Source organism: Legionella sp. D16C41, from assembly GCF_048541585.1.
In the GTDB taxonomy this organism is placed as follows: Bacteria; Pseudomonadota; Gammaproteobacteria; order Legionellales; family Legionellaceae; genus Legionella_C.
In genome coordinates, this window is sequence record NZ_CP183303.1 from 1,750,032 (window position 1) to 1,763,533 (window position 13,502).

Consider the following 13,502-nt stretch of genomic DNA (forward strand, 5'->3'; position numbering starts at 1 on the left):
TCATTTAATTACATTGCCAATGGCGGTTATCAATTTTTTAAACACATTGTTCCTCTATTTTTTCCATGCAAAAGGGTTTCTACTAGAATTTGGTGTTGCCTGCCATTTAAAATTCGTATTTGATCTAAATCCTGTTCTAAGGCATTTAAAATAGCATTGACTTTAACTAGCATGCCGTTACTTACAATAGCTTTTTTAATGAGTAGTTGTAATTGGTTGGCTGACAATTTAGAAAGTAAAGCCCCATGCTGATTATAAATACCCTCTTGATCAGTTAAATAAACCAACTCATCCACAGCAAGTGCAGTTGCTAAATGGCAAGCGGCGATATCGCCATTAATATTAACAGCCTGACCCTTATCATCTACCCCCACCGTTGCAATGACTGGCAGAACATTATTAGCTAATAACTGCTCTACATCAGTTGAATTAACCTGTTTTATCTTGCCTACAAAACCAAATTTTTCATCAAGGTAATCACAATGGAGAAGTTGATTTTCTGCACCCGATAGTCCCATGGCTTTAATGCCAAACTGATTTAATGCTCTTACCAGCATTTGATTAACTTGACCACAAAGCACCATTTCAATGATTTTCATAGCAGCCTGCGAAGTAACACGCAAACCGTTGATAAATTCTGAGGGAATACCGTAAATATTTAATGCCTCATTAATCGCCTTACTGCCGCCATGAACTAAGGCAACTTGATAACCATTAGCAAGTAAGGTTTTTAAATCACCACATAAGGTAGAGATAGCGCTGCTATCTTGTAAAATGGAGCCACCGGCTTTAATAAGAATTAATTTGCCTGTATTAGCAGGAACGTTAAGAGGGTGCACATTCATGAAACATACTCCGCATTAATTTTAATATATTTCTCCGTTAAATCGCATCCCCAAGCCGTAGCCTGACCGCTACCTTGAAAAAAATTAACTGTTATTCTTACGGTGTCTTTAGCTAATTGCTCTTTAAAGGCCGTTGTATTTAAATTCGCTACTGGTGCCCCTTGCGTAAATAGCACGATATCTTGTATCGCAATTTCACATTGATTAAGCATCTGTTCGGTAATTAAGGTATTACCAATTCGTGCCATAATCCTGCCCCAATTAGGAGACTGGCCGTAAATGGCGGTTTTAATTAATGGGCTGGTAATAATCGATTTTGCGACCTCTTTTGCCTGCGCTTCATTTTCGGCACCTATTATTTGTGCTTCAATTAATTTTGAAGCCCCCTCACCATCACGGGCGATACTTTTAGCAAGCGCAATGGCAATTTCTAAAAGCGCTTCGTAAAATAAATCTTGATCAAAGGTATTCTCTAAAGTGACTTTACTCTGCCCATTGGCCATTAAAAAAACGCAATCATTAGTCGAGGTTTCACCATCAACACTAATCATATTAAAACTTTTATCACAAACCTCTTTTAACCAGGTTCCAGCTTCAGGAATGGCAAGCTTTGCATCAGTTAAGAAATAACCTAGCATCGTTGCCATATTAGGATGAATCATGCCTGACCCTTTAGAAATACCGGTAATCCGTACCGTTCCTAAAGACAACTCAACATCCTTATAAACCGTTTTAGGTACTAAATCGGTAGTTAAAATAGCTGTTGCAAAATTCTCAGCAATATCGGTGGTTTTCGTGAGTAAGTGGGGAATAGCTTGCGTAATTTTTTCTATAGATAAAGAAGCACCTATTACCCCAGTAGAGGCCGTTAATACTTGGTTAGTTTGGCAATTTATGGCGTTGGCTAAGGTATCTGCCATAATAAAATTATTAGTGACTCCAGCATTACCCGTAGCAGCATTTGCTTCACCACTATTGGTAATAATGGCTCGAATAGTGTTAGAAGGTAGACAAGTTTCACAATAGGTAACTGGCGCGGCTTTAAATTTATTTTGGGTAAAAACACCGACAGCAACAGCAGGTGAATCAGAAATAATGACGCCTAAGTCTGGTCGATAAAGTCTAACTCCAGAGTTAATACCACCGGCTTTAAACCCTTGGGGTAATTTAGTTCTAAAAATGCCAGAGCCAAGAATCATAGCGTCTCCTGTAACGATAACAAGCCAGTTTGTAGCGGTAGGCCATAAACTGCATTAAGATTTTCAACAGCTTGACTTGCAGCCCCCTTTAATAAGTTATCAAGGCAGGCAAAAAGCGTAATTTGACCTGAGGAAACAAAATAGCCAATATGACAATTTGGCGTGTCCACCACCTGGTTAAGCGCTAAAATAAAATTATCAAGCGCGGCCTCTTGTCCTAACTCTTGATAATAAACTAAGGGGTAGCCTTGGTAGGCTTGGTGATAAGCGTTATAAATGGCTTTGGCAATTTCAGCATCTGACAAGCCTGCTTGTGCCTCAGCATAAATAGTCATGGCAATACCGCGATGAAGTGGCAGTAGTGCAGTGGTCAAGCGAATAGTTAAGTCTTGACCACCAAAACTTTTTAAAGCCTGCTTAATTTCTGGTATATGTTGATGCTTACCAATTTTATAGGGCAAAAAATTATTGGCCATTTCGCAAAACATCAATTCAGCTTTTACCTGTTTACCTGCGCCCGATAAGCCTGATTTAGCATCAATAATAACGGTATTTTGATTTAGCACTTGGGCTTTTACTAAGGGCAATAGGCTCATTAAGGCACAAGTAGCATAACAGCCCGGATTGGCAATTAGTTTATGGGCTGGCTGTGTAGTTACCCAAGGTGTTAAACCATAGCAGGCATTATTAATTAAAGTGGGCGCTGTATGTTCTAACCCATACCAAAAGTGAAAGTCTTCCGCTGGTAGGCGAAATCCCCCGCTTAAATCGATAATCAAAAGGTCTTTGTCGATTAAAGTGGTTACCGTATCTAGGGATACTTGTGCTGGAGTAGCTAGAAATAGTACATCAATATCTGCAACATGCTTGCTAATTTCTGCAGGCGGATAAACAGGAATTTGCTGCCGCTTTAAGTTCGGCAATTGTTGATAAACTTCAGTTTGAGTTTGACGACTATAAACTGTTGTTAAATTTAAATAAGGATGGCTATTAATAAGCTTCATTAAGGCTTGCCCACTATAGCCTTGAACACCTGAAATTGCCACATTAATTGTCTTAAACATGCATAAATATCCAGATTAAAACTATCATATTGATTAATTATTCATAATAATTGCATATTAAATTAAAAAGGCACTATTGGCAAGCAAAAATTAACACATTATGCAAATTTATGGCATAATATTGAATAATAATTCAATTTAACTGAATTAATAAGGAAATATAAATTATGTCCAATGTAATAAACCGTAAAGATGATCAAGAGCAACTCTTAATTGATAATTTAAGACAGTTACTTTTAGAAGGTAGTGTTACGACACAAGAGGATATATGTGCAGCCTTGCAAGCGAAAGGACATCATATAAATCAATCCAAGGTATCGCGCTTGCTGCATAAATTAAACGCTATTAAATCGAAAAATGAATTAGGCCAGGTAGTCTATCGTTTAGCACGTGAACCGGCACCTCCCACTACCTCAAGCCAATTATCAAGCTTAATTATAGATATCGTTGCTAATGAGACAATCATTATTGTCAATACTAGCCCCGGGGCGGCACAGCTGGTTGCTCGAGTTTTAGATTATCATCGGGAGAAAGCACAAATTTTAGGAACTATCGCCGGGGACGATTCTATTTTTATTGCGCCTAAGTCAATAAAAACTATTGCTTATACTTACCAGGAAATTAAAAATATATTAGCAATTTAAGCTTAATACACTTAACAATAGGAGTTAACACTCTGCTCATGAGGTTCTTCTTCGCAAGTTTCCTTATTAGTTGCCTCATTATTACTTTCGTCATTATTAAGCGGAATCCCAAGTCGCGGATTTGAATTTAAATTAGACACTTGTGAAGATTGTGGTGGTAATTCTAAAACTCTTTCATCCTTTATATCAGGATTTTCACTAGGCCTTACTTTGACTTCCGCGATACGTGACTCAAGACTGCTGTTTTGCTTATTAAAAAAGCCATACGAAGTCTGACTAGATGATGAAGACTCGGTTGGTTGGGCTTTTATGGGCGCTTTCATATTTTGTTTGATATAATCATCAAAACCTTCATCGAAGCGAAAGCAATCTTTAGGAATGAAGGTCTCTATCGCTGGATTTCCTTCATGACGAAAACCATCTGTTTTCGTGCCTTTAGTGTTAAAGGTTATACCCGAGAAAAATTCGCCTAAGGATCTCGCTATATCATCATCTGTTAAAGTTGATTTACATTCACCCGTAAATAAATACTCATTTGCTAGCTTAATACCATGTTTTTCTTCTAACATAGTTTTTAAAGACAGCGCAAATTGACCTAAGCCATTATGGTTACTTCCACCACTTGCTTCTATTCCGTACATAAAAACAAGCTGAACTTTTTCATCATTTTTATCTACACCATTAAAGACTACATAAGCACTTTTAAATTCCTTATCACCAATGTAAGGCGTGCTTCGTGGTAGTAAAAAAGATTTATCTGAATTATTAGGAGGTTCTCTTCTACCTGCCCCGACCATAGTTCCTTCGGAGTTTAATACTATAAAACTTAATCTAGGGACGCCTCCTTTTTCAAAAAAATAATCTTCTTCTTTTTTCTTTTTAAGAGAAGAAGAAGTATTGCTATTTGGTTCGAGTATTTCTTGAGATGGGCGCTTTCTAATTGACTTAGATGAACTAGATGCATGTTTAGGTCCAGTTTTATCGTTTGAGAGCACACTTTCAGAAGCACTTGACTTATCAATTTCAAAAGATTCTTGCATGATATATATAGTATTTACATCTTTATTGGTAATGTAGCACAATTACATTAAGATAAAATTAACAACTTAATGAATTAAATTTCATCAATTTGTTAATATTTTCTTAATAAGTGATTAATGAGATAAGCCCCGAATTAATAAAGAAATTTAATTTACGCTTGTGGACTTAATACTTTTTATTCAAACGATGATGCGCAGCTTAAAAAATGATTAAATAATATTCACTTAGAGTTTCCTTAATACAGCCTTAAGGATTAATGCTTATAATGGAGGAAACTAGACTGGAGATAAATCATGGCAAGCAAGAAATCAATTGATCCCAGAGATTATGAGCTGACTGAGTTTGATGTTCCACAGTTAAGAACGGAGCCTGTCCAAAATCTAAAACAACTTAAGTTTCCTCACTTTAAAATGAATACCTTATTAGAAATGGTTAGCGACTTAGAAGCGCAGAGTAAGCAAGTAGCTTTAAATGAAAGGTTGCAAAACCAGACAAAACACTAATTAAAACCATACTTTTCTAATTTATTGAGCGTAAGCTGTTGAAAAAAGCAGCTAAGCTCGATAAATTAATTTTTACCCGCCCACATTATAATTTTAAGTCAAAATTTCAATGACATGCGCTAACCACTGCTTATCCTTAGCGTTAATTATGGTATTTGTCCGGCCATAAAGCTTCTGTCCTACTAGGCAATTGGTTAACGTAGCGATTTTTTTATCACATAAAATAGTAAAGTAGCTACGATGATTGGTTCTTACTTTTAAATGATGAGCAGCCAGTAGCTGGCCAAAAGGAATCGTGGTGGTAAGTACTTGATGAGTTACAGGCTTCGGTAAAGCCGCAAAATTTATTGTGATAAAAGCTATTTCTATAATTTGTGCTTCTTTCTTTCGTTTGGCAATCGCTGCATTATTTCTAGACTATCAGCATAAGGATAACGCGATTATAACGTTTATTAAGGGAATCCAATTTAGCTGCTAACACTTCAATCATTGGGGTGCGCTGGTAGTATTTTTTAAGGCCTAAAGTTAATAACGGTTGCTTTAATAAGTAATCATAAGGAACAGGCAAACTAGTTTGTTTTACCTCTAACCTTCTGTTTTTGTTAGTAAAAAAAGAAAACAATTTATGCGAAGGTAATGATGTTGAGGCTGGTGGCTGAGCATAAGTCGTATTTAACAACGTTAAAAAAATAAGAAGAAGATAAAACATAACTTTAAGCATGGTAGCCTCTCTTTGTTTGGCTTTTCGCATAAATAGTAAATTAAATTAGCTGAAATACTAACTTACCAATACCTAAATTGATTGCTAAAAGTCTTCTTAGAGCCACCCCAGCGTTTACTCTTAAATTAAGCTGTGTTGTAATGATAATTTAAATTAGAATTAATAACTTATGCCAGTACTATTATGTATTTAGTCGGCTTTCCACTTGACAAAACTAGTTAGCCCCATTTAAGCAATTATTTAGAGTATCATTGTAAACAAACAAGCTTTATTAACGGTGAGTAGTTTGTTAAAGAGGTCTTAAAAAAGGCACAAAAAAATAAAAGCAAGTTATTTAAACTTAACCCTCAAATCATAAGTTAAGTTACTAAGTAATAACAGCAATAATACAAAAGGGATGTAGGTTAAATGCTTAGGAATAAAATCTTAGTGGTGATTTTTATTTTTCTTCTAATTACAATAAGTTTCTTTTTCTTAGCTAGACAAGAATCAAAAAATTTAAAACGAGATTCCCATATCTTATTTAATCAATATTATGCTTTACGTAACAAAGATAAAGAGGCCGCGAAAGAGCCTCTCCAGATTATCTTAAAGCAAGAGCCAAATAATACCCTTGCTTTAGAAGAACTAAGTCAGCTTTATGTAGAAGAAAAGAATCTCTCAGCGGCACTACCTCTGGTACAACGACTAATAGCCTTGAAACCTAACGCGCCACAATATCGCCTCCAAATGGGTGCACTCTATTATGAGCTAGGTGATTGGGCACAGGCTCACCATTACCTTTTGCCATTAGCAAACCAAAATAAAGATCATCTTAATAAATTTAGAGCAACTCAGTTGTTAGAGAAAATGGCATCGTTTATTCCTAATTATCAAACAGATGCTATTACAATTAATACTCAAGTAAGTAGCCCTATTATCAATATCATTTTTTTAAACTGGTTTTATAAATTAAAACAAGAAGATAAAACGGCGGCCGAATCCCTGCTTACCCTACTTTGCCTTCTTGAACCGACTAATCCCCGTTTAAATTTAGAAATGGCTTATTTAAAATTACAAAACCATCGAACTAGAGCGGCCCTACCTTTCTTTTTAGCAAACTATCATCGACAGCCTACAGCGCAAATAGCCTTACAAATTGCCTATCTTTATTATCAATTAAAGGACAAAGAAGCTGCTCGTCATTATTTTTTACTTGCCGCTCAATCCCAAAATAAACAGATACGAGCAACCGCGCTTAAATCATTAACCTATTTGCAAAATGCCACCCCCATTAGTACTAGCGACGTAAGTAAGCCATCTAACGCTTATCAGCCAAAAAATAAATTTACAGCGCCTAAAGGGACTAGTAGCCATGAGATGCAACTTTTGGATAATTTTTATACTTTAAAAAAGCAAAATAAAAGGCTAGCTTGGCAAGCTATTAAAAAAATAGTGCAAGCGTATCCTAATAATGTCTTAGCTTTAAAAGAGGCAGGCTATTTAGCAATCGAACTTAAGCAGTCTAATGATGCTATTGTCTATTTCACACGGGTGTATGAATTAACATATGACCCAGCCATCGCGATGCAATTAGGCTATTTATACAATGATACACCCAATAAAAATCTTGCTTACCGTTATTTTGAATTAGCTACTAAAACTTCAGATAAAAAACTAGAGCTTAACGCCCAAAATGCGTTAACTAATTTAGCTGGTTTACAAACTAAAGCACTACCACCGCCTTATTTTGGGGAATTCTTCTTTACACCCTTTACGCAAAGCCGCTTTGGTTTAACCGTAAGGCCTATGATTGCACGCTTAGGGCTTGAATTTGCTAGTAGCTGGCAACCAAGACTTTATTTAACATTTAGGCGAACTGATGACAATAAATCAACCAACGCTGGACAATTACCACAAATTTTTGAAGATAATGTGCGTATCACCGGTGTTGGCGGCTCGATTACGCCCTTTACCAATACGCCCATAGTTGCGTGGGTTGAGGCCGGAGGAGCCTATGACTTAGTATACCGTAATCGAGATAGGTGGCGAGGCGATTTACGCGGTGGCTTAATGTATTATAATGAATTTGGTACTAAGCCCGCCTACTATGATAAATTACGTCTAAGTCCAGATTATTACAGTACCTTTTATGGCGATGTCACCTACTACTCCCGTTTTGACAATAATATCATTGGCACTTTTATAACCCGCCAAGGAATACATATACTGCAATACCAAGCCACGATGATCAATTTATATTTTTTAGGTCGTGTTATAGAGGATACACGGCGGGAATTTTTTAATAATATTGCCGAATATGGGCCTGGTATAGGCTTGATTCCTTCCAATCGCTATCGACTAGAAATTCGCTTTGACTATATTCATGGTACCTATTTACCAGCAGGCGGTTCGGTAAATCCTTACGGAAAGCACTATACTAATAAAGTAGTCCAGTTACTTTATTACGTAAAAATATAGTCAAAAAGGATGTAAATGGAATATGAAAATTTAATTACCCTGTTTTTGATCATGTGGTATTTTCTTATTTTTTTTGCCATTCTCTTTATGATATCGGGGCTTGATGACCTTTTTTTCGACTTTTACTATTGGCTGCGGTATTTAATTCGCAAATGGAAAACACGTCACTATAAACCGCTTACTTATGAAGATTTAGCTAATCATGAAGAAAAATATATTGCCGTACTAATTCCCTGCTGGCATGAAGCGAACGTAATTTCCACTATGCTCTTAAATAATTGTTATTCTATTGATTATAATAAATATTATTTATTTGTTGGCGTCTATCCTAATGACCCAGAAACCGTAGCTGAAGTTCAACAAGTTCAATCTTATATTAAAAACGTCCAATGTGTTATCGGAAAGAATCCTGGCCCAACAACTAAAGCTGCCAATTTAAATGGCATTTACAACCATATTAAAGACTTTGAACAAGCCCAAGGTATACGCTTTGACATTTTTGTTTTTCATGACTCAGAAGATGTCATTCATCCGCTTTCGTTTAAACTTTATAATTATTTAATCCCCCGTAAAGACATGATTCAAATTCCGATGTTTCCCCTGAAAGTCAATTATTTCAATTTCACCCATTGGATATATGCTGATGAGTTTGCCGAAATTCATACTAAAGATTTAATCGTGCGCGAAGCTATTCATGGCCATGTTCCTTCCGCAGGCGTAGGAACTGCTTTTTCTCGTAGAGCACTCGCTATGCTTGAAGACCCCTTAAACGAAGGCCCCTTCTCTACCGATTCGTTAACCGAAGATTATCGCACCTCCTTGACCATTCGCATGAAAGATTTAAAGCAAATTTTTTTGCTGCAAACGATTCAACGGCTTAAATGGGAGAGGCGAGGACTCTTTAGTAAGCGTTATGTATTACGACCTAAAACAGAATATATTGCAACTCGGGCGTTATTTCCAACAGAATATAAAAAAGCGGTTCGACAAAAAGCACGCTGGATCATAGGTATTGTCTTTCAAGAATGGCTGCATGCTAAGTGGCCTAAGTCATGGCGGGTACGCTTTACATTAATGCATGATAGAAAAGCTTTCATCACGCATTTTATTAATGGCGTCGGTTATCTTATCTTTTTATTTTGGGTAATTTATAGTCTTTTAACCTATGGCAACCCAAATTATCCCTCGCTGCAAGAACAGTTAAATCTCCATCCCTGGGTTTGGGTATTAATCATTATTAGTACTTTACTAATGTTAGAGCGAATGTTGCAACGTTTTATTGGTCTTTATAGGGTTTATGGCCTTATTCCCGCTTGGTTATCTATTCCGCGTGTTTTTTATGGCAATATTTTAAATTTACAGTCTATCTTACGTGCTTATAAGCTCTATTTCGTTGCTGCTGAACGAAAAAAAACCAAAAAAACATTAGCAAAACAACCAAGCTGGGATAAAACTGATCATGTATTTCCCGGCAGCCATATTTTAATCCCTTACCGACGTCGACTAGGTGATATTTTATTAGAACTACGCTTAGTGACCGAAGAGCAATTAAAACAGGCCATTTTAGAGCAGCAAAAAACCGGTGAACGCCTAGGCGAAGTCTTAGCACGGTTACAATTAATTAGTGAAAAAAACTTACTTGAAATATTGGCAAAACAACATAATTTAGAATTAGTACCTAAAGAAAGCGCCCTGCCTATCCCCAAAGGCCTCTCCAATAAATTGACTAAATGGTTAACCGATCGCGGTAGCCGAATAGTAGATTACAATGAAGATAAAGAAATGGTAACCATTGGTATAACTGATCCAACCAATGAACTACTCATTGAAAGTATTTTACAACGATTTAGACCATTAAAAATTCGCTTTGTTTTAATTGATTTAAGTACTTAAGTTATAAGAGCACGCCTTGTAAATAATTCACAATACGCTCGCTAGCATGACCATCTCCATACGGGGAAACTCCCTTAGCAAGAGAGGCATAAAAATTAGAGTCGTCTAAAAGATTGGCTACCAATTTTATAATATTTTCTTGTTCTGTACCTACTAATAACCCTACACCTTCCGTAATAATAGCAGGCCTTTCAGTGGTGTTTCTTAACACTAAAACTGGCTTACCTAGGGCAGGCCCTTCTTCTTGAATACCCCCAGAATCTGTTAAAATTAAAATACAGCATTTCATTAAATGAACAAATTCATCATAGCGTAGCGGTGATAGCAGGTGGATATTCGATTGATGAGCTAAACGTTTAGCAATAACAGTTTGTACATGCGGATTAGGATGTACTGGAAAAACAAAATTAACATCAAATTTTTTGGCCAGCTCAATAATTGATGTACAAATATTTTCTAAGTTGTTCCCAAAATTTTCACGGCGGTGCGCGGTGACAATAATGATATTATGTAAATGTTCAAATTGACTTAAATTAGCGCTTTGAGTTAAGGTCCAATATAATGTATCAATGACCGGATTGCCAGTTACAATAATTTTTTCTGGTGAGATATTTTCACGCACTAAATTTTCCTTTTCGGCTATCGTTGGCGCAAAATGCCAGGAAGCTAGCGGCGCTGTTAATACTCGATTTATTTCCTCAGGAAAAGGTTGGTGAGCGTTATAGGTCCTTAAACCTGCTTCAATGTGACCAAAGTGAATTTGGTTGTAAAAAGCGATTAAAGCAGAAACAAACACTGTCGTGGTATCTCCAGCAGCGAGTAGCACATGAAATTGATGCTTGGCTATAAGTGGTTCAAGCTTGCTACAGAGATTACTTGTTAAACTCCCTAAAGATTGATTAACCATCATAGTATCTAAATCAATATCTGGTTTGATTTGAAAAAAAGTAAGCAGGTCATCTAATAAGCCACGATGCTGAGCGGTATTAATAATCGTTACTTTAGCCCACGAGCAGGCTTGAAGGCGCCTGATAATTGGATACATTTTGATAACTTCAGGTCTAGTGCCAATAATACAGCCAATATGAATACTCTTTTCCATATAGTAACTATCCTTGCTTAGTTATAGCGTATTACTTAGGCTTTGTATTATTAGTAGTATAGTCTTTAAATTAAGGCATTTATTGATATAAAAAACCTACAGAAAATAAGATTGCATTTAAACTTAAGAAAACGCACAATGAATGAATTCCCCTTTGCTACGATATAAGGCAATGAGCTTAACATTATTATCTTTAGCTGAAGTAAAGCAGAGCATTTCCATGCTTGAAGCAATTGATGCGTTAGAAAAGGCCTTTATCCAATTAGCGCACCAATCCGTTAATATGCCCTTAAGAACTGGCATTCCTATTGCAGAGGAAGAAGCTTTAATGCTTACTATGCCTGCTTATTTGGCCCAACATAAAGCATTAGGTCTGAAAGTTGTTTCAGTTTTTCCCCATAACTTAACGCATAATAAGCCTGCGATTAACGGGATTGTTATGTTACTTGATGCCTCAACCGGTGAACCCAAAGTAGTAATGGATGGCGCCTATTTAACGGCGTTACGTACGGGGGCTGTTTCAGGATTGGCCACTAGATATTTTGCTCCAGCAGATGCTAAGCATTTAGCTATTATTGGCTCAGGGGCCCAGGCTTACATGCAACTAGAAGCAGTTAGCGCTGTACGGCCAATAACGCATGTTTCTATTTGGTCTAGAACTATTGAAAATGCTAAGTCTTTAGCACAAAAAATTAATAAAAATTATGAAGTGCAGGTTTATTCAACCATACAAGAGGCAGTAAAACACGCTGATGTAATTTGTACGGTAACGAGCAGTACTGAACCTTTAATTGACTTAGCGATGTTAAAACCTAATGTACATATCAATGCGATTGGCTCTCATAGCCCAACAATGCAAGAAATTAGTGCCGCGGTATTAAAAGAAGCTATTGTTTTCGTTGATCAAGTGGAGGCGGCGTTAAAAGAAGCTGGCGAGATTATTAATGCCTTGAAACATCAAACCCTAGCGAAAACCGCTCTGTTTGAAATCGGTCCTTGGTTGACCCATAAAACGCCTAACTATCAACATACTTTGACGGTGTTTAAATCAGTGGGGTTAGCTATTCAAGACCTAAGTGTTGCCGAAGTCGTTTACCAAAATGCCTTAAAACAACAGTTAGGATTACCCTTTTTGTTAAATTAAAAAAGACATACCAGCCTCAAAATAATGGTTAAAACCACCTAAAAACCCGCTAAGTCGCTGGCCTGCACTTAAATCAACTACCATATTAGGCCGTATTAGGTACAATAACCCCGCATCGGCATTAAAGCCGCTACCTGTCGTGGCACTGGTTTTAGTTTGCCCATAAACTTCAGCATAAAATGATAACGTATCTGTAAAGGAATAAGCTAACAGTCCATCGGGATTAAAACTATTATAACGGCGTCCACCCGCATTAATTGAATCAGACTCCGTACTAACACCAATTACGAATGTCAAGCTTAAAGTGTTACTAAGTGTACAACTTATAATCCCGTTAACAATTCCACCTAAGGCTTTAGTGCCAAAATTTTTACTCCCACCAGGCAGCTCCAGCTCTCCTTCTAGAGCCCAGACCCATTTGTCAGTATAACCTAGCTGATGTTTAAGGCCGAGCGAGGCATTAGTAAAGCCTGAAAGAACAGGGAGGCGCTGATAATAATAATTAGGCAAGAAGAAAAAGAGTTCACTTTGATGCAAAAGGCCAATCCGTACTTCAGGTTGGGGAAAATTATACCCTTCACCCATACCTTGGGCTAATTTTTGATAAGCAGCACCTAATTCTAGGTCAAAGTGCTTATAGGGAATAACACAGGGACTATCACTATTACTAGGTCTATTAACTATATTAATAAACGCATTTTTACCACTACAAAAACTTGACTCAGCAGAAGTAATAGTCGCTCCATTTAAAAGAACCAACAAGCCAATTGCAAGCCTATTTATTAGTAAATTTCTCATTTAAAAAATCAATCCCTTGCGCAAGATTAACTATAAAAAAATCATTTTTTATTACCGGTAGCGCTATCATTATTAGCACGCTACTACA

The 13,502-nt window shown here is 36.8% G+C and carries 12 protein-coding genes; 5 read left to right on the forward strand and 7 right to left on the reverse strand.

Annotated features, from left to right (window positions below):
* Positions 1 to 29 precede the first annotated feature (29 nt).
* From argB to argC, 3 genes are read right to left on the reverse strand one after another with little or no spacing between them, the layout of a single operon-like run.
* Positions 30 to 845: an acetylglutamate kinase gene (gene argB / locus ACNVED_RS07690; RefSeq protein ID WP_419418439.1), complete on the reverse strand. Its 816-nt coding sequence runs from the start codon at positions 843 to 845 to the stop codon at positions 30 to 32.
* On the reverse strand, positions 842 to 2,044 hold the full coding sequence (gene argJ, locus ACNVED_RS07695; RefSeq protein WP_419418440.1) for a bifunctional glutamate N-acetyltransferase/amino-acid acetyltransferase ArgJ: 1,203 nt from the start codon (positions 2,042 to 2,044) through the stop codon (positions 842 to 844). Before argJ ends, argB begins: the two co-directional genes overlap by 4 nt.
* Entirely contained in the window at positions 2,041 to 3,108 is a 1,068-nt protein-coding gene (gene argC, locus ACNVED_RS07700; protein WP_419418441.1) for an N-acetyl-gamma-glutamyl-phosphate reductase, read from the reverse strand. The genes argJ and argC overlap by 4 nt, the downstream gene beginning before the upstream one ends.
* Positions 3,109 to 3,275: 167 nt before the next feature.
* Between argC and ACNVED_RS07705 the strand changes: the two genes are divergently transcribed.
* Positions 3,276 to 3,752: an ArgR family transcriptional regulator gene (locus ACNVED_RS07705; RefSeq protein WP_419418442.1), complete on the forward strand. Its 477-nt coding sequence runs from the start codon at positions 3,276 to 3,278 to the stop codon at positions 3,750 to 3,752.
* A gap of 11 nt (positions 3,753 to 3,763) precedes the next feature.
* On the opposite strand, the gene ACNVED_RS07710 is transcribed toward ACNVED_RS07705, so the two are convergent.
* Positions 3,764 to 4,792 (reverse strand): hypothetical protein, encoded by a 1,029-nt coding sequence (locus tag ACNVED_RS07710; RefSeq protein WP_419418443.1) that lies wholly within the window; start codon positions 4,790 to 4,792, stop codon positions 3,764 to 3,766.
* A gap of 294 nt (positions 4,793 to 5,086) precedes the next feature.
* Between ACNVED_RS07710 and ACNVED_RS07715 the strand changes: the two genes are divergently transcribed.
* Entirely contained in the window at positions 5,087 to 5,296 is a 210-nt protein-coding gene (locus ACNVED_RS07715) for a hypothetical protein (protein ID WP_419418444.1), read from the forward strand.
* Between the two features lie 412 nt (positions 5,297 to 5,708).
* On the opposite strand, the gene ACNVED_RS07720 is transcribed toward ACNVED_RS07715, so the two are convergent.
* Positions 5,709 to 6,017, reverse strand: coding sequence for a hypothetical protein (locus ACNVED_RS07720; protein WP_419418445.1), 309 nt, complete (start codon positions 6,015 to 6,017; stop codon positions 5,709 to 5,711).
* A 408-nt stretch (positions 6,018 to 6,425) separates the two neighbouring features.
* Here ACNVED_RS07720 and ACNVED_RS07725 point away from each other — a divergent pair, with 408 nt between their 5' ends.
* Positions 6,426 to 8,477 carry a tetratricopeptide repeat protein gene (locus tag ACNVED_RS07725; RefSeq protein ID WP_419418446.1) on the forward strand — a complete coding sequence of 684 codons (2,052 nt, stop codon included), beginning with the start codon at positions 6,426 to 6,428 and terminating at the stop codon, positions 8,475 to 8,477.
* A 15-nt stretch (positions 8,478 to 8,492) separates the two neighbouring features.
* Positions 8,493 to 10,370 carry a glycosyl transferase family protein gene (locus ACNVED_RS07730; protein ID WP_419418447.1) on the forward strand — a complete coding sequence of 626 codons (1,878 nt, stop codon included), beginning with the start codon at positions 8,493 to 8,495 and terminating at the stop codon, positions 10,368 to 10,370.
* Between the two features lies 1 nt (position 10,371).
* Here the strand turns inward: ACNVED_RS07730 and wecB are convergent, their stop codons facing one another.
* The gene (gene wecB, locus ACNVED_RS07735) at positions 10,372 to 11,472 is read right to left on the reverse strand and encodes a non-hydrolyzing UDP-N-acetylglucosamine 2-epimerase (protein ID WP_419418448.1); all 1,101 of its coding nucleotides are present in this window, start codon (positions 11,470 to 11,472) and stop codon (positions 10,372 to 10,374) included.
* 172 nt (positions 11,473 to 11,644) lie between these two features.
* Here wecB and ACNVED_RS07740 point away from each other — a divergent pair, with 172 nt between their 5' ends.
* The gene (locus ACNVED_RS07740) at positions 11,645 to 12,616 is read left to right on the forward strand and encodes an ornithine cyclodeaminase family protein (RefSeq protein ID WP_419418449.1); all 972 of its coding nucleotides are present in this window, start codon (positions 11,645 to 11,647) and stop codon (positions 12,614 to 12,616) included.
* Here the strand turns inward: ACNVED_RS07740 and ACNVED_RS07745 are convergent.
* A complete protein-coding gene (locus ACNVED_RS07745) occupies positions 12,608 to 13,414 on the reverse strand; it encodes a transporter (RefSeq protein WP_419418450.1) in 807 nt (268 codons plus the stop codon). The two genes, ACNVED_RS07740 and ACNVED_RS07745, sit on opposite strands and share 9 nt — an antisense overlap.
* Positions 13,415 to 13,502: the final 88 nt, after the last annotated feature.

Coding starts and splice junctions, on each gene's coding strand:
- argB (WP_419418439.1), bottom strand. CDS start 845: ATGAATGTGCACCCTCTTAACGTTCCTGCTAATACAGGCAAATTAATT.
- argJ (WP_419418440.1), bottom strand. CDS start 2,044: ATGATTCTTGGCTCTGGCATTTTTAGAACTAAATTACCCCAAGGGTTT.
- argC (WP_419418441.1), bottom strand. CDS start 3,108: ATGTTTAAGACAATTAATGTGGCAATTTCAGGTGTTCAAGGCTATAGT.
- ACNVED_RS07705 (WP_419418442.1), top strand. CDS start 3,276: ATGTCCAATGTAATAAACCGTAAAGATGATCAAGAGCAACTCTTAATT.
- ACNVED_RS07710 (WP_419418443.1), bottom strand. CDS start 4,792: ATGCAAGAATCTTTTGAAATTGATAAGTCAAGTGCTTCTGAAAGTGTG.
- ACNVED_RS07715 (WP_419418444.1), top strand. CDS start 5,087: ATGGCAAGCAAGAAATCAATTGATCCCAGAGATTATGAGCTGACTGAG.
- ACNVED_RS07720 (WP_419418445.1), bottom strand. CDS start 6,017: ATGCTTAAAGTTATGTTTTATCTTCTTCTTATTTTTTTAACGTTGTTA.
- ACNVED_RS07725 (WP_419418446.1), top strand. CDS start 6,426: ATGCTTAGGAATAAAATCTTAGTGGTGATTTTTATTTTTCTTCTAATT.
- ACNVED_RS07730 (WP_419418447.1), top strand. CDS start 8,493: ATGGAATATGAAAATTTAATTACCCTGTTTTTGATCATGTGGTATTTT.
- wecB (WP_419418448.1), bottom strand. CDS start 11,472: ATGGAAAAGAGTATTCATATTGGCTGTATTATTGGCACTAGACCTGAA.
- ACNVED_RS07740 (WP_419418449.1), top strand. CDS start 11,645: ATGAGCTTAACATTATTATCTTTAGCTGAAGTAAAGCAGAGCATTTCC.
- ACNVED_RS07745 (WP_419418450.1), bottom strand. CDS start 13,414: ATGAGAAATTTACTAATAAATAGGCTTGCAATTGGCTTGTTGGTTCTT.